Origin of the sequence: Desulfosceptrum tomskiensis (assembly GCF_049818055.1) — a bacterium.
Classification (GTDB): domain Bacteria; phylum Bacillota; class Desulfotomaculia; order Desulfotomaculales; family JASEER01; genus JBFLVT01.
The window spans coordinates 1,036,659-1,057,375 of sequence record NZ_CP187479.1 but is presented as its reverse complement, the minus strand read 5'-3'; the positions used below and the strand labels follow the sequence as shown (position 1 = coordinate 1,057,375).

Annotated in this window: 25 protein-coding genes; all 25 read left to right on the top strand. The window is 60.0% G+C overall.

Annotated features, from left to right (window positions below; all coding sequences use genetic code 11):
* Positions 1-46 precede the first annotated feature (46 nt).
* The 25 genes from ACPV0M_RS05385 to ACPV0M_RS05265 all read left to right on the top strand — a co-directional run bounded on the left by ACPV0M_RS05385 (position 47) and on the right by ACPV0M_RS05265 (position 20,557).
* Positions 47-1,522 carry a TldD/PmbA family protein gene (locus tag ACPV0M_RS05385; protein WP_425621928.1) on the top strand — a complete coding sequence of 492 codons (1,476 nt, stop codon included), beginning with the start codon at positions 47-49 and terminating at the stop codon, positions 1,520-1,522.
* Positions 1,523-1,716: 194 nt separating this feature from the next.
* Positions 1,717-3,063 carry a TldD/PmbA family protein gene (locus ACPV0M_RS05380; RefSeq protein WP_425621927.1) on the top strand — a complete coding sequence of 449 codons (1,347 nt, stop codon included), beginning with the start codon at positions 1,717-1,719 and terminating at the stop codon, positions 3,061-3,063.
* A gap of 41 nt (positions 3,064-3,104) precedes the next feature.
* Positions 3,105-3,551, top strand: coding sequence for a type II 3-dehydroquinate dehydratase (gene aroQ, locus ACPV0M_RS05375; RefSeq protein ID WP_425622135.1), 447 nt, complete (start codon positions 3,105-3,107; stop codon positions 3,549-3,551).
* Complete coding sequence (locus ACPV0M_RS05370) at positions 3,551-4,621, top strand: M24 family metallopeptidase (protein WP_425621926.1); 1,071 nt, start codon at positions 3,551-3,553, stop codon at positions 4,619-4,621. Before aroQ ends, ACPV0M_RS05370 begins: the two co-directional genes overlap by 1 nt.
* Positions 4,622-4,667: 46 nt before the next feature.
* On the top strand, positions 4,668-5,225 hold the full coding sequence (gene efp / locus ACPV0M_RS05365) for an elongation factor P (protein ID WP_425621925.1): 558 nt from the start codon (positions 4,668-4,670) through the stop codon (positions 5,223-5,225).
* A gap of 196 nt (positions 5,226-5,421) precedes the next feature.
* Positions 5,422-5,823: a CD1247 N-terminal domain-containing protein gene (locus ACPV0M_RS05360; protein ID WP_425621924.1), complete on the top strand. Its 402-nt coding sequence runs from the start codon at positions 5,422-5,424 to the stop codon at positions 5,821-5,823.
* Positions 5,824-5,948: 125 nt separating this feature from the next.
* Positions 5,949-7,109 (top strand): stage III sporulation protein AA, encoded by a 1,161-nt coding sequence (gene spoIIIAA, locus ACPV0M_RS05355; protein WP_425621923.1) that lies wholly within the window; start codon positions 5,949-5,951, stop codon positions 7,107-7,109.
* Entirely contained in the window at positions 6,994-7,455 is a 462-nt protein-coding gene (locus ACPV0M_RS05350) for a stage III sporulation protein AB (RefSeq protein WP_425621922.1), read from the top strand. The genes spoIIIAA and ACPV0M_RS05350 overlap by 116 nt, the downstream gene beginning before the upstream one ends.
* A 13-nt stretch (positions 7,456-7,468) precedes the next feature.
* Complete coding sequence (gene spoIIIAC, locus ACPV0M_RS05345; protein ID WP_425621921.1) at positions 7,469-7,672, top strand: stage III sporulation protein AC; 204 nt, start codon at positions 7,469-7,471, stop codon at positions 7,670-7,672.
* Positions 7,673-7,793: 121 nt separating this feature from the next.
* Positions 7,794-8,180 carry a stage III sporulation protein AD gene (gene spoIIIAD / locus ACPV0M_RS05340; RefSeq protein ID WP_425621920.1) on the top strand — a complete coding sequence of 129 codons (387 nt, stop codon included), beginning with the start codon at positions 7,794-7,796 and terminating at the stop codon, positions 8,178-8,180.
* A 30-nt stretch (positions 8,181-8,210) separates the two neighbouring features.
* Positions 8,211-9,392, top strand: a complete 1,182-nt coding sequence (gene spoIIIAE / locus ACPV0M_RS05335; RefSeq protein WP_425621919.1) for a stage III sporulation protein AE — start codon at positions 8,211-8,213, stop codon at positions 9,390-9,392.
* A gap of 33 nt (positions 9,393-9,425) precedes the next feature.
* Entirely contained in the window at positions 9,426-9,992 is a 567-nt protein-coding gene (locus ACPV0M_RS05330; protein ID WP_425621918.1) for a stage III sporulation protein AF, read from the top strand.
* Between the two features lie 51 nt (positions 9,993-10,043).
* Positions 10,044-10,649, top strand: coding sequence for a hypothetical protein (locus tag ACPV0M_RS05325; RefSeq protein WP_425621917.1), 606 nt, complete (start codon positions 10,044-10,046; stop codon positions 10,647-10,649).
* Positions 10,650-10,671: 22 nt separating this feature from the next.
* Positions 10,672-11,187, top strand: coding sequence for a SpoIIIAH-like family protein (locus ACPV0M_RS05320; RefSeq protein WP_425621916.1), 516 nt, complete (start codon positions 10,672-10,674; stop codon positions 11,185-11,187).
* 198 nt (positions 11,188-11,385) lie between these two features.
* Positions 11,386-13,182, top strand: coding sequence for an acetyl-CoA carboxylase biotin carboxyl carrier protein (gene accB, locus ACPV0M_RS05315; RefSeq protein ID WP_425622134.1), 1,797 nt, complete (start codon positions 11,386-11,388; stop codon positions 13,180-13,182).
* A 14-nt stretch (positions 13,183-13,196) separates the two neighbouring features.
* A complete protein-coding gene (gene accC, locus ACPV0M_RS05310; RefSeq protein ID WP_425621915.1) occupies positions 13,197-14,546 on the top strand; it encodes an acetyl-CoA carboxylase biotin carboxylase subunit in 1,350 nt (449 codons plus the stop codon).
* 117 nt (positions 14,547-14,663) lie between these two features.
* Positions 14,664-15,092 (top strand): Asp23/Gls24 family envelope stress response protein, encoded by a 429-nt coding sequence (locus ACPV0M_RS05305; RefSeq protein WP_425621914.1) that lies wholly within the window; start codon positions 14,664-14,666, stop codon positions 15,090-15,092.
* 139 nt (positions 15,093-15,231) lie between these two features.
* Complete coding sequence (gene amaP / locus ACPV0M_RS05300) at positions 15,232-15,768, top strand: alkaline shock response membrane anchor protein AmaP (RefSeq protein WP_425621913.1); 537 nt, start codon at positions 15,232-15,234, stop codon at positions 15,766-15,768.
* A gap of 12 nt (positions 15,769-15,780) precedes the next feature.
* Complete coding sequence (locus ACPV0M_RS05295) at positions 15,781-15,999, top strand: DUF2273 domain-containing protein (RefSeq protein WP_425621912.1); 219 nt, start codon at positions 15,781-15,783, stop codon at positions 15,997-15,999.
* Entirely contained in the window at positions 15,996-16,433 is a 438-nt protein-coding gene (nusB, locus tag ACPV0M_RS05290) for a transcription antitermination factor NusB (RefSeq protein WP_425621911.1), read from the top strand. The genes ACPV0M_RS05295 and nusB overlap by 4 nt, the downstream gene beginning before the upstream one ends.
* 111 nt (positions 16,434-16,544) lie before the next feature.
* Positions 16,545-17,753 carry an exodeoxyribonuclease VII large subunit gene (gene xseA, locus ACPV0M_RS05285; RefSeq protein ID WP_425621910.1) on the top strand — a complete coding sequence of 403 codons (1,209 nt, stop codon included), beginning with the start codon at positions 16,545-16,547 and terminating at the stop codon, positions 17,751-17,753.
* A gap of 196 nt (positions 17,754-17,949) precedes the next feature.
* Complete coding sequence (locus ACPV0M_RS05280; protein WP_425621909.1) at positions 17,950-18,804, top strand: bifunctional 5,10-methylenetetrahydrofolate dehydrogenase/5,10-methenyltetrahydrofolate cyclohydrolase; 855 nt, start codon at positions 17,950-17,952, stop codon at positions 18,802-18,804.
* Between the two features lies 1 nt (position 18,805).
* Positions 18,806-19,429, top strand: a complete 624-nt coding sequence (locus ACPV0M_RS05275; protein ID WP_425621908.1) for a cyclodeaminase/cyclohydrolase family protein — start codon at positions 18,806-18,808, stop codon at positions 19,427-19,429.
* A gap of 28 nt (positions 19,430-19,457) precedes the next feature.
* Positions 19,458-19,670 (top strand): exodeoxyribonuclease VII small subunit, encoded by a 213-nt coding sequence (gene xseB / locus ACPV0M_RS05270; protein WP_425621907.1) that lies wholly within the window; start codon positions 19,458-19,460, stop codon positions 19,668-19,670.
* Positions 19,667-20,557: a polyprenyl synthetase family protein gene (locus tag ACPV0M_RS05265; RefSeq protein ID WP_425621906.1), complete on the top strand. Its 891-nt coding sequence runs from the start codon at positions 19,667-19,669 to the stop codon at positions 20,555-20,557. The genes xseB and ACPV0M_RS05265 overlap by 4 nt, the downstream gene beginning before the upstream one ends.
* The last annotated feature ends 160 nt before the right edge of the window (positions 20,558-20,717 follow it).

The following is a 20,717-nucleotide window of genomic DNA, read 5'->3' as shown; positions in this document are numbered from 1 at the left end:
ATAAAAGTGGGCGCCGGGACGGATATTGATGTTGAGGTGATTACCATTGATCGATCGGAAGGTGCTCGAGGAAGTGCTGGCCGAAGCGTTGAAAGGGGGCGGCGATTTTGCCGACATATTCGTGGAAAATCGCCGTATCACGGGGATCAGCTGCGAAGACAACAAGATCGAACGGGTGCAGACCGGCCTCGATGCCGGCGCCGGAATCAGGGTGCTGGCCGGCGAGGCCACTGCTTACGCTTACACCAACCAACTCGACCGCCAGGGTCTCCTGGACGCGGCCGGAGTGGTGGCCCGGGCTGCGGGGAGCAGCCGGAAGGATGTCAACATCGACCTTAACCGCCTCGAGCCGGCGATCAGCTTTGACATTGAACGCCTGCCGAACGAAGTTGAAACAGAGGACAAGGTCGAGGTGGTCCAGAAGGTAAACCAGGCCGCGAGGGGTGTGGATGCGGAGAAGATCAAGCAGGTTATCGTTGGCTACGGGGACGTTATCCAGCACGTGCAGATCGCCAACAGCGAGGGAGTGCTCGTCGAGGATACGCGGGTACGCACCCGCCTGGTGGTGAACGCCGTGGCTGCCGACGGGGGCGTCATCCAAACCGGTTACGATGCCCTGGGCGGGGTGGCCGGTTTTGAGCTTGTGGATTCAGCGTACCCTGAGGAAATGGCGCGCAAAGCGGCCGGGCGCGCCGTGGCCCTGCTCGCGGCCCAGCCCGCGCCATCCGGGAAGATGCCCGTCATTCTGGCCAGCGAGGCCGGCGGGACGATGGTGCACGAGGCCTGCGGTCACGGGCTCGAAGCCGACCTTGTACAAAAGGAATTGTCGGTATACGCGGGAAAGCGGGGAGAGGTTGTCGCCAGTCCCCTGATCACGGTCTTTGACGATAGCACGATGCCCGGAAAATACGGGTCTTACGCCTTTGATGACGAGGGCACCGGATCGGCTCCCGTAACGCTGATTGAGGAAGGCGTACTTAGGGACTACCTCTATGACCGTTTGACGGCGGGGAAAGAAGGCCGGCGGTCCAACGGGCACGGCCGGCGGGAATCGTACCAGCACAAGCCCATCCCGCGGATGGGAAACACCTGCATCGCCCCTGGGAAGGAAGACCCCCGCGACATCCTGCGTGAAGCCAAGAGGGGGCTTCTGGTGCGCAAAATGGGCGGCGGGCAGGTCAATACGACCAATGGTGACTTCGTCTTCGAAGTGGCTGAAGGGTACCTGATCGAGGACGGCGACGTCGGCAGCATGGTCAGGGGCGCCACCCTTACCGGAAACGGGCCCGAGGTCCTCGCCAAGGTGGAAAGGGTCGGGAAGGATCTCGGGTTCACGATCGGGACCTGCGGCAAGGACGGCCAGGGAGTGCCGGTGAGCGACGCCCAGCCGACGATGTCTTTCGGGCAGCAGCAGGAATGCCCCATCGTCGTCGGCGGCACCGGAGGCAGCCCGGGAGGATCTGGAGCAAATAAAAAAGACTTCCGGGAGTTGATGAGAGAGCCGCGCATCCGGAGGCTCTGATGCTTGGTATTAGGTATTAGTGTTGGAACTCAGAACTAGGCTCCCGTTTGCTGCGGGAGTCTTTGCCTGCCGGGTAGAAGGCTGTGCCTGGAAATAGATAGCAGGGTTTTGACGGATTGCGGCGAACAACTTCTAAGCGGCGGATAAGGAGACATACTATAACCGTCACTGCTAAATGGGAAAGGAAGCCTGTGATGACCATTGATTTTCTTAATCTCGCTCAGGCCGCTGTGTCGAAGGCGGTGGAGCGCGGGGCCGACTCTGCGGAAGCCTACGTCAGCAGAAGCAAGGAACTGGAAATCGAGGTCAGGGAGCAGCGAATCGAAACGATCAAGAGCGCGGAGGAGAGAGGGCTTGGCTTGCGGGTGCTGCGCGGGCGGCAGTTCGGGTTCGCCTTTACGACCAACCTGACGCCGTCGGGCATAGAGGAGATTGCCGCGCAGGCGGTAGCCAACGCCGGCCAGACCGCGCCTGACGAGTTTTACAGTTTTCCGACCAGGACAGACGGCTATCCCGAAATGAGCCTTTTTGATCGCGAGCTGCAAACGACGAACGTCGAGAAAAAGATCGAACTCGCTATAGAAATGGAACGCGCAGCGCGGGCCTTCGACAAAAGAGTTAAGGTTATCGAGAGCTCGACGTACCACGACGGTGAAATAGAGGTGGGGCTGGTCAGCTCGGAGGGTATGGAAAGTTACTACCGGGCCGCCCTCTGCGGCCTTTACATGGCCTTGACCGCCCAGGACGGGGGCGAGAACCAGACCGGATTTGCCGTTGATTACCGGCGCCGCATTGCGGAACTGGATCCCGTGAAGATCGGGCGGGAGGCTGCCGAGCGCGCCGTGCGCATGCTGGGCTCGCGGACGCAGGGCAGTTGCAGGATTCCGGTCGTGCTCGATCCTTATGTGGTGGTCAGCTTACTGGGCGTGGTCGCCCCTTCGCTTGCCGCCGAAGCTGTCCAAAAAGGGCGGTCTCTTTTTGCGGGCCGCGTGGGCGAACAGGTTTCTTCGCCGCTGATCACTCTTATCGACGACGGCACTTACGAGGGCGGCATCAGGACGGCCCCCTTCGACGGAGAGGGCGTGCCGACGCAGAGAACGGTGCTTATCGACGGGGGCGTGCTCCGGGGTTACCTGCACAACACCTATACGGCCGCCAAGGACGGAAAGACAAGGTCTACGGGCAACGGGGTCCGGGGGTCTTTCAAGAGCACGCCGGAGGTCGGAACTACAAACTTCTACATTGCGCCCGGAACCCGCAAAGCCGAAGCTATCATCGGCGAGACCAAACAGGGGATGTACATCACCGAGGTCATGGGTATGCACACGGCGAACCCGATATCCGGCGACTTCTCCGTCGGGGCCGCGGGCATCTGGATCAGCGAGGGACAGTTGGCGCAGCCGGTGCGCGGGGTGGCGATCGCCGGTAACATCAAGGAACTGCTTTCCGGCATCGATGCCGTGGGCGATGACCTCCGCTTCCTCGGGGGTAAGGGTTCCCCGACGATCAGGGTGGAAAGGATGGCCCTAAGCGGGAGCTGAGCAGGTGGCGGATTTACATTCAGGGGAGAGAGTTGATGAGGGTGCGCATTCTCGTCCTCCACGGCCCGAACCTCAATCTGCTGGGCAAGCGTGAGCCCCAGGTTTACGGTACGGCCACGCTGGAGGAGATAAACAGTGCCGTTACCGCTCTCGGGCGCGAACTGGGAGCGACGGTGGAGTGTTACCAGTCCAACAGCGAAGGGGCGCTGGTCGATAAGCTGCAGGCGGCGGACGACCGTTTCGACGCTGTCGTCTTTAACCCCGGCGCCTTTACCCATTACAGCTACGCGCTCAGGGACGCGATCGCGGCTGTCGGCATCCCGGTGGTCGAAGTGCATCTCTCCAATATTCACGCCAGGGAAGAGTTCCGCCGCCATTCGGTGCTCGCGCCCGCAGCGGCGGGCCAGATCTCCGGCTTTGGCCCGGACAGCTACTTATTGGGCCTCAGGGCCGCGGTCGCCCTGGCCGGGAAAGGAACGGCTGGTTAATGCACGAACGCGTGGAAGCCCTGCGAAGGGCGATGGAGACCGAAGGCCTGCCGTACCTGCTGGTGACCGGCAGCCATAATCGGCGCTACCTGAGCGGCTTTACCGGCACGACCGGTGTTTTGCTGATCGGCATGCGGGAGGCGTACCTCCTGACAGACTTCCGTTACCTGGAGCAGGTCCGGGTGGAATGCCCGGATTTTAATGTTCTGCGGGTCGAACGCTCGTGGGTCGAACGCCTGGCGCAGGCTCTGGACGAACTGGATGTCCGGGTTCTGGGCTTTGAAGGCGAGCACCTCACTTACCAGCAATACAGCGCCTTAAAGGAAACAGCTGGACAGACCGAACTGCGGCCGACACGCGGGATGGTGGAGTCTTTGCGGGAGATCAAAGACGAAGAGGAGATCGCCGTCGTCCGCAAGGCGGTATCCCTGGTCGACGACGTTTTTGAGCTCCTGACGGCTCTGGCGCCAGGGCGCCAGGAGCGCGAAGTCGCAGTCGAAATAGCGTACCGGATGCGCCTTGCCGGCGCTTCGGGGACATCGTTCGAGATCATCGTCGCTTCGGGAGAACGCTCGGCCATGCCCCATGGGGTCGCTTCCGAAAAGGTAATGCGCGAAGGGGAGCTCGTGGTTGTCGACTGCGGGTGCGTTTATCAAGGGTACTGTTCGGATTTTACGCGCACGGTGCTCCTCGGGCGGGAACCGGAGCCATGGCAGACCGAGATCTACGATATCGTCTTGAAGGCCCAGCTGGCGGCCATCAACGCCATAAGGCCGGGCGCAACCTGCGCGGAGGTTGATGCCGCGGCGCGTGACATCATATCTGGTTACGGCTACGGGGAATACTTTGGGCACAGCACCGGTCACGGCCTGGGGCTCGAGATCCACGAAAGCCCCCGGCTGAGCGCGAACGAGCAGCGCACCCTCGCGGCGGGGAACGTTGTAACGGTTGAGCCGGGCATTTACCTGCCGGGCAGGGGCGGCGTCCGCATCGAGGACGTCGTTGTGGTGCGTGAACACGGGGCGGAAGTTCTAACTAGAACTCCCAAACAAAACCTGGTTTTGCTATAATTTAGGGCGGGTAGACAGGCATAAAGTTTTGCGAGGAGGCGGGACTTTGATCTCAACTAACGATTTTCGCACCGGTCTGACGATCGAAATTGACGGGGACGCCTACCAGGTTATCGATTTTCTGCATGTCAAGCCTGGCAAGGGTTCCCCGTTCGTCCGCTCCAAACTCCGGAACCTGCGTACGGGGGCCGTGGTCGAAAGAACCTTCAACGCCGGGGAGAAACTACCCAAGGCGCACTTGGAGCGCCGGGAAATGCAGTACCTGTACAACGACGGCGAGAACTACAACTTCATGGATACCGAGACGTATGAGCAGGCCACCCTCACCGCCGCGGAGCTCGGACCGGCCACGAAGTTTCTAAAGGACAACATGAACGTCTTCGTCGTCTTCTACCAGGGCAAGGTCATCGGCATCGACCTGCCGAATACCGTCGAGCTTACCGTGGTCGAAACCACGCCCGGAATCAAGGGCGATACCGCCTCCGGCGGCTCTAAGCCCGCAACGCTGGAGACCGGGCTGGTGGTTAACGTCCCGTTCTTCATCGAGGTCGGCGATGTCCTGCAGATAGACACGCGAACCGGACAATACATCAAACGGGCGTAGCCCGTTTGATGTAGACGTTGGACGTTAGACTTTGGACGTTGGAGAATCACAGGGACTTGGCATAGGCAAATCCCTTTTATGATTGTTTCCAATATCTAACAGCTAATAGCGATGAGTAATACCACGTGCGTCACGCAGGTGGTATTACTCCCCTTTGAACGGGTAATAATATGACCGTCGAAGGGGGGCAAAAAATTTGTCTGATCTTAAAGCAAAAGTGGCATACCTGGAAGGTTTGGCGGCGGGGCTTAACTTGCCCGAGGACAGCAAAGAAGGAAAACTTCTCGACGGCATCGTTGAGGTCCTTGGCGAGTTCGCTGATGCGGTGGATAACCTCGAGGACGCACAGGACAGCCTCGAAGATTATCTGGAGAGTATCGACGAGGACCTTTACAACCTGGAAACCCAGTTTAACAGAACGGCTGACGAAGACGCAGGATATTACGAGGTGGAATGTCCCAAGTGCGAACACCTGGTCTGCGTGGACAGCGAAGTTTTCGAAGACGGCGATGTGGAATCGATTACGTGCCCCAACTGTGACGAGGCGATCATGCTTAACGGCGAAGCCTCGCATCACGAGCATATGAAAGCGGACTAGGATACATATCGACGCCCGGCGGCGCTCTTGATGAGCGCCGCTTTTTTATTGGTATAAGCTGGCAGGTCTGCTTCATATCTATCCTTAAAGGCGATGCTCCGGAGGAGTAATCCAGGGAGGTGTCTATGGGCGGCGACAGCAGGAAGGAAACGGCTGCGGAAGAGATCATGGCTTTCTTCCCCGACACGATCCGCAGGACCCTGTCCCGAATCCCTGGGGTTGCTTGGGAAAAGGTCGAGGAAATCAGGCTGCGGATCGGCCAGCCTTTGAACATCAGGCTCTGCCGGGGTGACGTGTTCGTCAGCGAAAACGGGGATCTGCTGCCGTCGGTTACGGGGTCTTACCGGGTAACGGCCGACGATGTGTACCGCACGACGCAATTGGTTACAAGGTCTTCCCTGTACTCTGTGGAGGACGAACTCCGGAACGGCTTTGTAACCGTCAGCGGGGGCCACCGGGTGGGCATAGCCGGCAAGGTGCTCCTGGATGACAAGAAGATACGGACGATCAAACACGTCTGGGCGCTGAATTTCCGCGTATCGCGCGAGGTGGCGGGCGTCGCTGACAGGGTTCTCCCCTATTTGGTGGAGCGGGACCGCGTAAAACACACGCTGATCGTTTCCCCCCCGCGTTGCGGCAAGACCACGCTCCTGAGGGATGTGGTCCGCCAGATTTCTTGCGGGATACCGGCTCTTGGTTTCAGGGGGGTGACGGTTGGGCTGGTGGACGAGCGTTCCGAAATCGCGGGCTGCTACAAGGGCGTTCCGCAACGGGATGTGGGTCCCCGCACCGATGTCCTGGACGCCTGTCCCAAGGCCGAGGGCATGATGCTTTTACTCAGGGCCTTTTCGCCCGAGGTCATCGCCACTGATGAGATCGGGAGAAGTGAAGACATTGCGGCTCTTGAGGAAGCCCTCAACACCGGAGTGACCATTATCGCCACGGTGCACGCCCGGACGATTGAGGAGCTGGAGCGGAGGCCGGCCCTCCGCTATATGACGGGCCTTCGTATAATAGAAAGATTCATCTTGCTGGGCAACGACAACGGGCCCGGTACGGTCAGGGAAATCATCGACGGCCGGACAATGAAGGCTTTAGGAGGCGTAACCGTTAATGCTGAAGCTTTTAGGGAGCCTGATGGTCATAGCGGCAACGGGCGTTTACGGGATCATGGTCGCCCAGCGTTATGCCAGGCGTCCCAGGGAACTGAGGGCCCTGGAGACCGCCCTGGCCGTGCTCGAGACCGAGATTTCCTACGGGGCGACGCCCCTGGCGGAGGCCTTTGACAGCGTCGCCCAGCGGACCGACCCGCTGGTGTCCGGCCTGTTCGGGTACGCGAGGGACGAGCTGGCGACGGGCACGGGGATCACGGCTGCAGACGCCTGGCAAAAGGCGATCGACACTTTTGTGCCCGATTCCGCGCTGCAAGGCGAGGATGTGGGAGTCCTCAGGGTATTAGGGCCTGTCCTGGGAGGATCGGGGTGCGAGGACCAGGTGCGGCATATCCGCCTCACGGTGGAACATCTCAAGGCGACGCGCATCCGGGCGGAGGAGGAAGCTTTAAAGAACGTCAGGCTATGGCAGTACCTGGGGTTCCTGGGCGGTATAGCAATCGTTCTGGTCATTCTCTGAGAGGGGGAAGAGCGTGGACGCAAACATCGGCATCATTTTGAAAATCGTAGGCATCGGCATTGTGGTCGCGATCGCCCACAACGTTTTGAAAGAGGCGGGGAAGGAGTCCTTTGCCCCCTGGGTTACCCTTTTCGGTCTGGCGGCGGCGCTCTTCTTTGTGGTACGTATCCTCGCCGACCTTTTCAACCAGGTGCAATCGGTCTTCCGCCTGTTCTAATTGGGAAGTGTGAAGTGGGATGTGTGAGGTCGGTACTTAAAGGAATTTGTGAGTGCGAATTCTCTCTTGACATTTTCGCTTCTGACTTTATAACCCGCCTGTCAATACGAGGTGATTCGGGTTGGAAATCGTGCAGATTTTTGGGTTTGCTCTGGTAACGCTGGTTTTCGCCGTTACGCTGCGCCAACAAAAACCGGAAATGGCCTTGATCGTCAGCCTTGTCGCCGGGGCGGTCATTTTTCTGCTGATGCTCCGGAAAATCGGCGCCGTCGTTAACGTCTTCAACGACCTGGCGGCACGGGCTAACGTAAACCTGGTCTATCTAGGGGTGGTGCTGAAAATCGTGGGAATTGCCTACATTGCCGATTTCGGGGCGCAGATTTGCCGCGACGCGGGTGAGGGGGCCTTGGGCGCAAAGATCGAGTTCGCCGCCAAGATTTTGATCCTCGTCCTCGCGGTGCCGGTTGTCCTGGCGGTGCTCGACACCCTGATGCGGATCATCGAGTAGATAAATCCCGAAATGTTTGGGGCGTTACGGATGATTAAAAAGGCAATGATTTTTCTCTGGCTTTTGCTTCTCGTTACCCCCTCGGTGTGCCGGGCCGAAGGCCGGACCGAGGACGGCCCGCTTCTTCCCACCCCCGAAGAGGTGATCGGTGAGGTCGACCTGGACAAGGTCAACACTGTTACGCGAGCCCTGGACAGGGAAGTGCGCGAGGCTTTACCGGATCTGGAATTCAGCCAGCTTGTGCGCTCGTTGATCAAGGGCGACCTGGGGACCTCCCCGGCTGAACTTGTCGGCGTGCTGTACAGGTACCTTTTCAAGGAGCTGGCGGGCAACGCCGTGCTGCTCGGCAAGCTGGTGATCCTGGCCGTCATCTGCGCCGTGCTCAATAACGTCAGCAGCGCCTTTGAAAAAGCAACGGCCAGCAAGGTCGCCCAGTCGGCCGTCTACCTTGTATTGGTCACCCTGGCCATAAGTTCTTTTGTCGTGGCGCTGGATGCCGGGCGCGAAGCGGTAAACGGCATGGTCAACTTCATGCACGCCATCCTGCCCGTAATGGTCGTGCTGCTCTGCGCCCTTGGAAGTTTCGCCACGGCGGCCTTGTTCCATCCGGCCGTATTGATGGTGGTCAACTTCGCCGGGACAATCATCGCGACCGTGGTTTTCCCGCTCCTCTTTTTTTCGGCCGTCCTGGGTATGGCCAGCCACCTGGCGGAGGGTTTCTCACTGTCCCGGCTGGCCGATTTTCTGAAGTGGGTCGGGCTGGGCATCATGGGCCTCTTGACCAGCATCTTTCTGGGCATCCTCTCGATCCACGGCGTCGCCGGAGCCGTCACCGAGGGCCTGGCCTACCGGACGGCCAAACTGGCGACGAGCACCTTCATCCCGGTGGTCGGGAAGGTTTTCGCGGATACGATGGACGCCATAAGCGGATCGTCGCTGCTGGTTAAAAACGGGGTAGGCATGGCGGGCCTGCTGGTTGTTTTCCTGATCGCCATCTTTCCGTTGCTGAAGATTTTAGGCCTGGTCGTCATCTACAAGCTGGCCGCCGCCCTTGTACAGCCCTTGGGAGAGAACAGGCTGGCCGACCTTATGAACACGCTGGGCAACAACATGGTCGCCATATTCGCGGTAGTGGCCACCTGCGGCATTCTCTTTTTCTTCGCCCTGGCGATCGTCACCGGCATCGGAAGCATCAACGTCATGCTGCGGTGAGAAAACGATAGGATAGCAAGAGGGGGTGCTTGCTTGGAAGCCGTCAAGGTGCTGGTAAGGGAACTCGTCGTCCTCGCCGTTCTGGCGCTTTTCCTCGAATTGTTGCTCCCGCCGGGGGATATGCGGCGGTACGTGAAGATGGTCTTCGGGCTCCTGGTCATCGTTGCCGTCGTGCAGGCTCTGGCCCGGCCCTGGCAGAGCCTGGCCCAGGATTTTGCAGCTCTTTCCATCGAGGAAACAAAGGCGGTGGCGGGCACGTCTTTTGACCAGGGCCAGCGCATGTGGGAGAAGAGCAAGGAGCAGGCGCTGATCAACTACGAGGATGGCTTGTGCCGCCAGATCAAAGCACTGGCCGGCATGCACCCGGACGTGGAGGTTCTCAACGTGGAAGTCCGGCTGGACAGTGAGGAGAGCAGCACGCCGGTCAGGATTGAGGAGATCGTCCTGGTGGTTTCGCGGCCTCCCCCAGACGTGCGGGAGGTTAAAATCGGCAAAGGAGCGGGGAAAGAAGAGCAAACGGATTGGGCTGAACAGCTCCGAACCACGATTGCCGATTTCTATAGCTTGAACCTTGAACAGGTGACCGTAATCAAAGATTAAAGCTTCGCCCTTGTCCGCCGGAAGTTTTGAAACCATCAGGAGGTGTTGAACATGGGGGATTTTCGAAAAATCGTTGCGCGTTACCTTGGACAAGGAAAACGCCTCCAGCAAAACTTAAAGCTGATCGCCCTGGCCGTGATCGGCCTGAGTCTGTTGTTGGTTAATATCCCCGGCGCGAGTGCGCCCACGGGGGCTGTGGTCGTGAACGAGGATAAGGATGCCAAAACCCACTCGTCGCCGCAAATCAGCAAGACGCAAAGCGAAGAGGAGCAGCTGGAGACCAGGCTGGAAGCGATGCTCTCACAGATTTCGGGGGCCGGAGAGGTCGAGGTCAGCATAAAGCTTGACGGCTCCAGCAGATCCCATTTCGCGGTGAACGCGAGCGTCGATAAGCGGGTGACCGAGGAAACCGACAAGAACGGCGGGCACAGGACCACCACCGAGAACAACGAGTCCAACCAGCTCGTCGTCGTGCAGGCCGCGGCGGGAGTGCAGGACCCTGTTGTGGAGCGGGAACTTGCTCCCCGCGTCGTGGGCGTCCTTGTCGTCGCCGAGGGCGCCCGCAACCCGAAGACGAAAAGCGAACTCTTCGAGGCGACGGTAACGGCTCTGGGGGTGGAGCCCCACAAGATCATGATCCTGCCCAAGAAATTCTAGGCATGAATGGAGGTGTCGAGGCATGCGCCTTTTCATGGTGCGTAAAGGACTGTTGAGCGTGATCATTGCAGGCCTGGCGCTCGTCCTCTGCTTGGTGTTCTGGAGTCTCGGGACCGCCGAGAGCGACGCTCCCGCCGTCCCCGTAACGGTGCCGGTTACGGTCGACGACCGGGACACCCTGCCGGCTGAGAACGACTTCTTCGTGGAGTACCGGATGGAACGGGAGCGCTCCCGCAGCCGCCAAGTGGAGCTTCTCAAGGATATCACCGGGGATCCGAACGCGGGGCAGGAAGCCCGTGAAAAGGCTCAGGCCCGCCTGCTGGAGATCAGCCAGGACATTGAACGGGAAGTAAGTATTGAGAATATCCTGCGCGCGCGCGGCTTCAGCGACGCCATTGTCTTCTTCCAGGGGAAGATGGTTACGGTCGTGTTGCCCTGCAGGCTGACGGAGGAGCAAACGGCGAGCGTCATCAATATCGTGTCCAGGGGGGCATCGGTGGCCAGCGAAAACGTGATGGTCATTGCGGGTGTGGAGTAAGTGTAGTAAGTGTATTGTATACTTCTCGGTGCTTGGTTCCCAAAGCCTTAGGCGGCCGCTATAATAAAGCATGTACCAGAGAATCCGTGTTGGGTTGTTCCATTGACAGCCCAACATTTATTTTGGGAGGGGAAAAGATTGCCTCGAGTGACTGACACCACGCTCCGGGACGCCCACCAGAGTCTATGGGCCACAAGGATGAAAACAGAGGATATGTTGCCCATCGTGGAGAAACTGGATAAAGTGGGTTATTATTCCCTCGAGGTGTGGGGCGGCGCAACGTTCGACGTCTGCATGCGTTACCTGAACGAGGACCCCTGGGAGCGCCTCCGCCTTTTGAAGGAGCGTGTTAAGAACACACCCCTGCAGATGCTGCTGCGCGGGCAATCGCTGGTGGGCTACGCCCACTACCCGGACGACGTCGTGGAAGCCTTCGTGGAGCGGTCTGTAGCCAATGGTATCGACATCATCCGCATTTTCGACGCCTTGAACGATATCCGGAATATGACTGTGGCAATGCAGGCAGCCAAGCGGGCGGGAGCGCACGTCCAGGCTACCGTGGTCTATACTTTAAGCCCGGTGCACACCACGGAGCATTATATCGAAAGGGCCGAACAACTGGCTGAGTTGGGTGCTGACTCCCTGTGCATCAAGGACATGGCCGGTTTGCTTGCCCCTTACAAGGCTGAAGAGCTGGTGGGGCGCCTCAAGGAGAGGATCGGGCTGCCCATCCACCTTCACTGCCACTATATCGGCGGCATGGCTGTCGGCGCTTACCTCAAGGCCGCCGAAGCAGGCGTTGACGTTATCGACACCGCCAGCGTCCCGATGGCCTTCGGCGCATCGCAGCCGCCTGTGGAGACGGTGGTCCGGGCACTGAAGGGGACGCCTTACGACACCGGCCTGAGCATCCGCCTCCTGTTTGAGATCGCCGAGTACTTTGAGGAACTGCGCCGCCGCCGCGGGTTTGAACGCGGGGTTACGCGGATTCACGACATGCGGGTGTTTGACCACCAGGTGCCCGGCGGAATGATCTCAAACCTTGTGTCACAGTTGAGCGAGCAGAAGGCGCTGAACCGGCTTGAGGAAGTTCTCGCCGAGATTCCCAGCGTCCGCGCCGAACTGGGTTACCCGCCGCTGGTCACGCCGACCAGCCAGATCGTCGGTACGCAGGCCGTGCTTAACGTCCTGTCCGGGGAGAGGTATAAGCTCGTTCCGGCTCAGGTCAAGGACTATGTGGCAGGGCTCTATGGCAGTCCGCCGGCTCCCATTGACAAGGAACTGGCCAAAAAGATCCTGGGGGACCGGCAACCTATAACCGTGCGTCCGGCAGACTTGCTTGAGCCGAGATTGGAAAAAATGAGGGAAGAAATCAGGGATTTAGCCAGGTCGGAGGAGGACGTGCTTTCATACGCCCTTTTCCCCCAGGTAGCCAAGAAGTTTTTTGAAGAGCGTTCGGGGAACGGATCCGCCCCGGTTGCGCCGGCCCCGGCGGCTGGTTCCAAGACGAGCTCGCAGGCCGGGGGCAAGGAGGAAAGAAAAGTGAATCTTGAAGAAATTCGCGAACTGATCAGGCTTCTGGACGAGACCGACATCACGGAGTTTTCCCTGGAAAGCCAGGGAGTGCGCGTCGCCATCAAGAAGGGGAAACTTATCGAGCAGCCGTCTGCGGGCACCGCGTTAACGGTCCAGGCGCCCGCGGCTGCTGCGGAACCGGCTGCCCGCCCGGCGGCGATTGAGGAACCCGCCGTGGAGACGGTGACCGTCGTGGCGCCCATGGTCGGCACCTTTTACCGCACTCCCGCGCCCGACGCACCGCCCTTTGTCGAGAAAGGCGATGTGGTCAGTGAAGGACAGGTCCTCTGCATTATCGAAGCCATGAAGCTGATGAACGAGATCGAAGCAGACACCGCCGGCGAAATTATCGATATCCTGGCCGAAAACGGCCAGCCGGTGGAGTACGGCCAGCCGCTGTTTGTAATCGCCAAGAAGTAAGACAGGAGTAAAAGATGTTTGAGAAAGTGTTGGTTGCCAACCGGGGAGAGATCGCGTTGCGCATTATTCGCGCCTGCCGCGAGTTAGGGATTCGCAGTGTCGTTGTCTATTCGGAGGCCGACCGCAACAGCCTTCCCGTCAGGATGGCGGACGAGGCCTTTTGCATCGGACCCCCGCAGGCGGCGCAGAGCTACTTGAACGTGACGAACATCCTCAGCGCGGCCGAGGTGGTCGGCGCGGACGCCGTTCATCCGGGATACGGTTTTCTCGCCGAAAACGCCCGGTTCGCCGAGATGTGCCAGAGCTGCGGCCTCAAGTTTATCGGTCCCTCCGTTCAGAGCATCGAAAAGATGGGGGATAAGGCGACGGCGCGAGCGGTTGTGGCGGCTGCGGGTGTTCCCATCGTGCCGGGCTCAGACGGGACCGTGGCCTCGCCGCAGGATGCCCTGTCCATTGCCGAGGTCATCGGCTACCCTTTGCTGATCAAGGCTTCCGCCGGCGGCGGGGGGACGGGGATGCGCGTCGCCCAGGGCAAGGATGACCTGCTGCGGGCTTTTTCCACCGCGCAGTCCGAAGCCCAGGCGGCTTTCGCCAACGGCGACATGTACCTGGAGAAGTACATCGAGGAACCCCGGCACATCGAAATTCAGGTTCTGGGAGATAAATACGGTAAACTGGTCTACTTGGGGGAACGCGACTGCTCCATTCAGCGGCGCAACCAGAAGCTCTTGGAGGAGGCGCCGTCCCCCGCACTGGATGAATCCCTCCGCCGCAAGATCGGCGAGGCCGCGGTACGGGCGGCCCAAGCCGTCGGCTACGAAAGCGCCGGCACCGTCGAGTTCCTGCTGGACCGTAACAACAACTTCTATTTTATCGAGATGAATACACGGGTTCAGGTCGAACACCCCGTCACCGAGATGGTCACCGGCATCGACATCGTCAAAAAGCAGATCCGGATCGCGGCCGGCGAAAGGCTCGACCTCGAACAGGAGGATATCGCCGTTCGCGGTGCTGCGATCGAGTGCCGCATTAACGCCGAGGACCCCTGGAACGGTTTCGTTCCCTCGCCGGGCACCGTCACCAGATTCATCCCTCCCGGCGGGCCGGGCGTTCGCTTGGACAGCGCCGTCTATGAAGGGTACATGATACCTCCGTACTACGATTCGCTGATCGCCAAGCTGATCGTGTGGGGAAACGACAGGGACGAGGCCATCGCCCGGATGCAAAGGGCCCTGAGCGAGTTTATCATTGAAGGCGTTAAAACGACGATACCGCTGCACCAGCGGATTCTCAAAAACGCCTTCTTCCGGCGCGGGGAAGTTTATACCAACTTTGTCCAGCGCCGGATTCTCGCCGGCAGCTAGAGTTCGTTACCGTTTTTCAACGGCCTTCCGGGATGTTGAACAATTGCTCTTATTGATGTAATACGGTATAATCATACTAAAAAATGCTTGTCTAGAAAAATTTGGAGGTGAAAGCCCGTGGAAAACAACAATACTCCGGCATCGGAAGTCCAGGGCGAGCTTGGCGCCGTAAGAATAGCCAATGAAGTCGTCGCCGTCATCGCCGGCCTCGCGGCCACCGAAATCCCCGGAATCGCCGGGATGAGCGGCGGCGGAGTGGGCGGCGGCATCGCCGAGATGCTTGGCCGGAAGAACCTGGCCAAGGGTGTCAAGGTTGAGGTCGGCGAAAAGGAAGCCGCCGTTGACCTGTTCATCATCGTGGAGTACGGCGTGCCCATTCCGGATGTGGCCTTCCAGGCCCAGAGCAGGGTTAAGCGGGCCATTGAATCTATGACCGGCCTCAAGGTCGTCGAAGTAAACGTCCACGTGCAGGGCGTTGTTTTTGCCCGCGATGAGGAGCATCCGGCCAAGGAAGAAACGCCTCCCGCTCAGACACGGGTCCGGTAGTTGGTAGTCAGTAGTCGGTAGTCGGCATCAGCGTTTGGCATTCGGATCGACTGACTCCCAATGCTCAATACCCAGTGCGATCTTGAGTGCTGAGTTGCCATTTGCGGTGGGTCGTCGCAGTGTGTTGGGAGGTTAGGCCATGGGAGCTTTTGACCGGGGCTTGGTGGCTGTTTACAGCCTGTTTGTTTCCATAGCGGCGATAATTGCCGGCGCGGTGTATTACGGCCTGCTGCCGGCCGGGCGGCTCAATATCCTGCAACCGGAAAACAAGGCTGCGGCGGCCGCCGTATTGCTCGTTTTGCTGTTGATCGGCTTCAGGCTCGTCTGGGCCAGCCTCAGCGGGCCGAAGCGGAAGAAGAAGGAGCGGCACGTCGTGGTCGAGGACAACTCCCTTGGCAAGGTGCGCATCGCCTTGTCGGCCGTAGAGAGCCTCACGACGAAAATGGTCAGCCAGGTCCCCGGGATACGAGAAGTGAAGGCGGCGGTCGACGGCGATGCCCAGGGCGTCACCATCAACATCAATGCCACGGTTACTCCCGACATCAATATACCCGAAGTCTCCAAGGACGTTCAGCGGCTGGTCCAGGACAAAGTCAAGGAAGTTACGGGGATCGCCGTTTCCAACGTCCTTGTCAACGTTGAGAATATCTCTGCCAACAAGCCCCGCGTGGAATAGGAGTGCATGCGCTTGAGCCCTAGGTTAAGTGAAATACTCGAGAAGCACTGGGGTAAACTGTTGGGTGTGGTACTTGCGCTTGTTTTCAGCTTGTTCACCATTACTTACGGCCTGCTTAAGGCGCTGTTCGTTTCGCTGTGCGTGGCCGTAGGCTATTATATCGGCAAGCGCATCGACGAGCAGACCGATTGGAGAAAACTCTGGGATCGCATATTTGGGGATAATAAATGAAACTGACCAGGAGACGTGCCAGGGAAGTAGCCCTCCAGGCGCTTTTTCAGATTGATGTGGGCGGGGCTGAAGAAGCCGAAGCGGTTGAACAGACGATACAGTTGCTGGAGCTTCAGGATGCGGACTGTTCGTTCGTCAAGGAGATTGTCGGCGGCGTGCGCGGTCATCTGGCGCGGCTGGACGGGGTCATCGTCCGGCAAAGCAAGGACTGGCGCCTGGAACGGATCGCCAACGTCGACCGCAACATTTTGCGCATGGCCCTGTACGAAATCCTTTACCGCGACGATGTTCCGGACAATGTCGCCGTAAATGAGGCCATCGAACTGGCCAAGACTTTCGGAAGCGAGGAATCGGGCCGGTTTGTCAACGGCATTCTGGGAAAGGTTATCGAGAAGCCGGAACTGTTTAGGCCTGACGAAGGCTGCCCTAGCTGAGCAGCCTTTAATTTTTGCTTGGGTGCAAAACAGCGGCCGAAATGCAGGATTTGCCAAGCCCAATAACTAACTCCTTAATAACTGCCTGTTCTTCCGAGAGAGGAAAGACGAGTGCGCATCATCAGTGTCAGTGAGTTAACCGCCTACTTGCGTACCCGCATCGAAGAAGATCCTTTTCTGGCGAACGTTTGGGTCCGCGGGGAAGTATCGAACTGCCATTACCACCCCTCCGGTCACCTTTATTTCAGCCTCCGGGACAAGTACACCACCCTGGGCGTGGTTATGTTCCGCTCGCGTGTGCGGCAGTGCCGGTTTCGTGTTAACAACGGCATGGCTGTCGTGGTTCGGGGGGCGGTGGGCTTTTATGACCGCGACAACCGCTGCCAGCTTTACGCCGAGGAGCTTGAACCGGAAGGGCTTGGCGCCCTGCACGCCGCTCTCGAGCAGCTTAAGGAGCGTTTGGCGGCCCAAGGGCTGTTTGACGAGGCGCGCAAGAAGCCGATCCCGCGGTTCCCGTCCCGTATCGGGCTGGTCACCTCGCCGGTCGGGGCAGCTTACAAGGATGTGCTTACCGTTGCCGCCAAACGCTGGCCTCAGGCGGAGATCGTCGTCGCTCCCGTCAGTGTTCAGGGGGACACCGCGCCGCGGGAGATCGCCGGGGCGATCGCGGCCCTGAACCGGGCCGGTAATGTTGACGTGATCATTGTCGGGCGGGGCGGAGGCTCGATTGAAGAACTCTGGGCCTTCAATACCGAGACGGTGGCCCGCGCCGTCGCCGCCTCCGCGATTCCTGTCGTATCGGCGGTCGGCCACGAAAAAGACGTTACAATCGCCGACCTGGTGGCGGACAGGAGAGCGGCCACGCCTTCGGCGGCCGCCGAGTTGGTCTGCCCGGACCAGGCCGAGGTCCGGTACGCGATGGAGATGACCGGGCGCAGGCTCCAGCGCAGCCTGACGGTCTACATGGACGGCCTGAAACGCGCCCTGCGACGTTGTACCGAAAGCAGGGCCATGGCCCGTCCGCTGGAAACAATCATCGCCCTACCCGGCCGGAGGCTTGAGGTTCTCGAACTGCGGCAGAGCGGGGCGATGGGCGCCATAACCAGGCACTGGGAGCGCAACCTTGCGGAACTGGCCGGGCGGCTGGAATCTTTGAGCCCGCTGGCCACGCTGGCCCGCGGCTACAGCATCTGCTACCGCGAAGAGGAGCGGGGCGAGCGGCTGCTGCGGGACGCGGGTCAGGTCAGGAGCGGGGAAAGAATAAAGGTGAGGCTGCATCGGGGAAGGCTGCGCTGCCGGGTTGAGGAAGCAGAGAATTAAATTTGCAATTCCCGAACGGCCCGGCACTCAATTCGAACAGCTATTTACATTCAGATCGAACAGCTATTTACATTCAGAGGTACTGTTAATCTTCGGGATGCTAGAAGGTTTGATTTGCCTGCAACTTGACTCCCATAGTTGAGTGCCGGGGAGTCCGACGACGGACGACTGACGACTGAATTGAGGAGGACACAGATTGGCGGTTTTACTGGACGGGAAGAAGATCGCCGCGGCGATCAAAGAGGAAATCAAGGAACAGGTTGTCAGGTGGCGGGAGCGGGGCGTCCAGCCGTCCCTTGTCGCCGTGCTTGCCGGGGATGACCCGGGGGCCGTGGTTTACGCGCAGGCCAAGGGAAGGGTCTGCGAAACCCTGGGCATCGACTACAGGGTGCTCCAGTTGGCGGCGGGCGCCGGCGAAGGCGAACTGCTGGGCGCATTGTCCGGGTTGAACGAGGACCCCGCCGTTCACGGAATTGTGCTTGAGCTGCCCCTTCCGGCCCACATCGACAAGCGTAAGGCGATGGAGGCCGTCAGCCCACTAAAGGACGTGGACGGGATGCACCCCCTCAACCGGGGGTACCTGATGGCCGGGCGCCGGGGGTTTTATCCGGCTACTCCGCAGAGTTGCATCGAAATCCTGCTCCGGTCGGGGATCGAGATCGCCGGCCGGCACGTGGTCGTCATCGGCCGCGGCGAAACGGTGGGCAAGCCGCTGATCTTCATGCTTTTGCAAAACAACGCCACCGTGACCGTTTGCCATACCAAGACCCGGGACCTGGCCAGGCACGCTCTGGCAGCCGATATCATCATCGCCGCCGCCGGGAGGGCACGGCTCGTCACGGGCTCGATGATCGGCGAGGGCGCGGTGGTGGTCGATGCCGGGGTAAACCCTTGTCCCGGCGGGATTTGCGGGGACGTGGCTTTTGATGAGGTGGTACCCAAGGCAGGGGCGATCACCCCTGTTCCCGGCGGGGTCGGAAGCCTCACCACGGCGATCCTGCTCAGGAACCTCCTGCAGGCCGTCGAACTCCAAAACGGGGGTCTTAAGTAGCATGACGATGGCGAACTGGACGTTGAAGGAATATCTTGACCGGGCCGCTTCGGGCGAGGCCACGCCGGGAGGCGGAAGCGTCGCGGCTATAGCCGGGGCTATGGCGGCCAGCATGGTGACGATGGTGACCAACCTGACCATCGGCAAGAAGGGTTACCTGGAGGTTGAAGCCGAATGCCGGGCCATCCGGGAACGGTCCCGGCTCCTGGGGGCCGAGCTCCAGGAACTGGCCGAGGCCGATATGCGTGCTTTTGAGAGCTTGATGGCGGCTTACCGTCTGCCTCGAAGCACGGAGACCGAGACCTCCGCCCGCCTGGAGCGCATCCAGGATGCGCTCAATGAGGCCATCGAGGTACCTTTCCGCATCGCCCGGGCCTGTGAGCAGGTAATGGTGCTGGCCAGGCGGCTGGTCGAGATCGGCAACAGGAACGCTGTGAGCGACGCCGGCGTGGCCTGCTTTCTCGGTGAAGGGGCGGCGCAGAGCGCTCTTTTAAACGTCGATATCAACCTTAAGGCCTTCACGGACCAGGACCTAGCCAGGCGCGCGGCGGGCGAAAGAAAGGCCATCGGCGAGCGGGTGGCGTCCTTGCGGGCCGAGACCTCGGCGCTTTTAGTCATGAGTTGATCGTTTGGTTGTTTGCGGGGAGGCGTGTATGGGAAACCTGAGTTTTGAAGAGGCGATCATGCGCCTGGAAGAAATCGTGCACCGGCTGGAGGACGGCCGGCTTCCGCTGGAGGAAGCACTGGACCTCTATGCCGAAGGAGTGACCCTCGCCCGGCATTGCCGTTCCATTCTGGACAGCGCCGAGCAGAGGGTGAGGTTCCTGTCCGGTTCCGCGATAGAAACGGGCGATGAAGAGCAATGAACTTTCTCGACCGGCTGGCGGAGAAAAGATATTTGGTTGATGCCGCGCTGGACCGGTATCTGCCTGGGGCTGACGTCCACCCCGCCGTCATTCACGAAGCGATGCGTTACAGCGTTTTCGCCGGCGGCAAACGACTGCGCCCGGCGATGACCCTCGCCGCCTGCGAGGCTGTCGGCGGGGATCCGGGCAAGGCCATGGCGGCGGCATGCGCCTTTGAGCTCATTCACACCTATTCGCTTGTGCACGACGACCTCCCGGCTATGGACGACGACGACCTGCGCAGGGGGCGCCCGACAAGTCACAAGGTTTACGGGGAGGCGCTGGCCATCCTGGTCGGCGACGCGCTGCTCACGCTGGGATTCGGGCTCCTGGGCCGAAGCGTACGGGAACACGGCTGCCTGGATGGAAACGCCCTAGGCTTGGTAGAGGACGTGGCGGAGGCCTGCAGCACCATGGGCCTGATCGGCGGGCAGGTCATGGACATCCAGTCAACGGACCGGCAGGCAGATCCCGCGGAACTCGAGTACATCCACCGGACCAAGACCGGCGCCCTGTTTCGCGCGGCCGTACGTGCGGGCTGCATCCTGGGAGGGGGAAGCGGACAACAGCTCAAACAGCTTACCGCTTTCGCCGAGCACTTCGGCCTGGTCTTTCAGATCACCGACGACATCCTCGACGTTGTCGGCGACGAAAAGGTTATTGGCAAGCCGGTGGGCAGCGACACCAGGAACCGCAAGCTTACCTACGTGTCACTGTTCGGGCTGGATGAGGCGCGCGCGAGGGCCCGCCGGGAGGCCGAACTGGCCCTGTCCGCCCTGCAGGGGTTTGATACGAAGGCCGATTTTCTCCGTCAAGCGGTACAATTCGTTTTAACGCGTGAGTTTTAGGGGTGCGGCATCTTCCTCTTTCACCGGCTCGTGACGGACCGGGGTAATGCGCGGCCGGCTGAAGTTTGAAAGGCCTTTACGGTTATGCTATGATAATAAGGCAACTAATCTTTGAAAATCGAAAACAGGTAAGTGATGCAGTATCCTAGTCAGCGGCTCT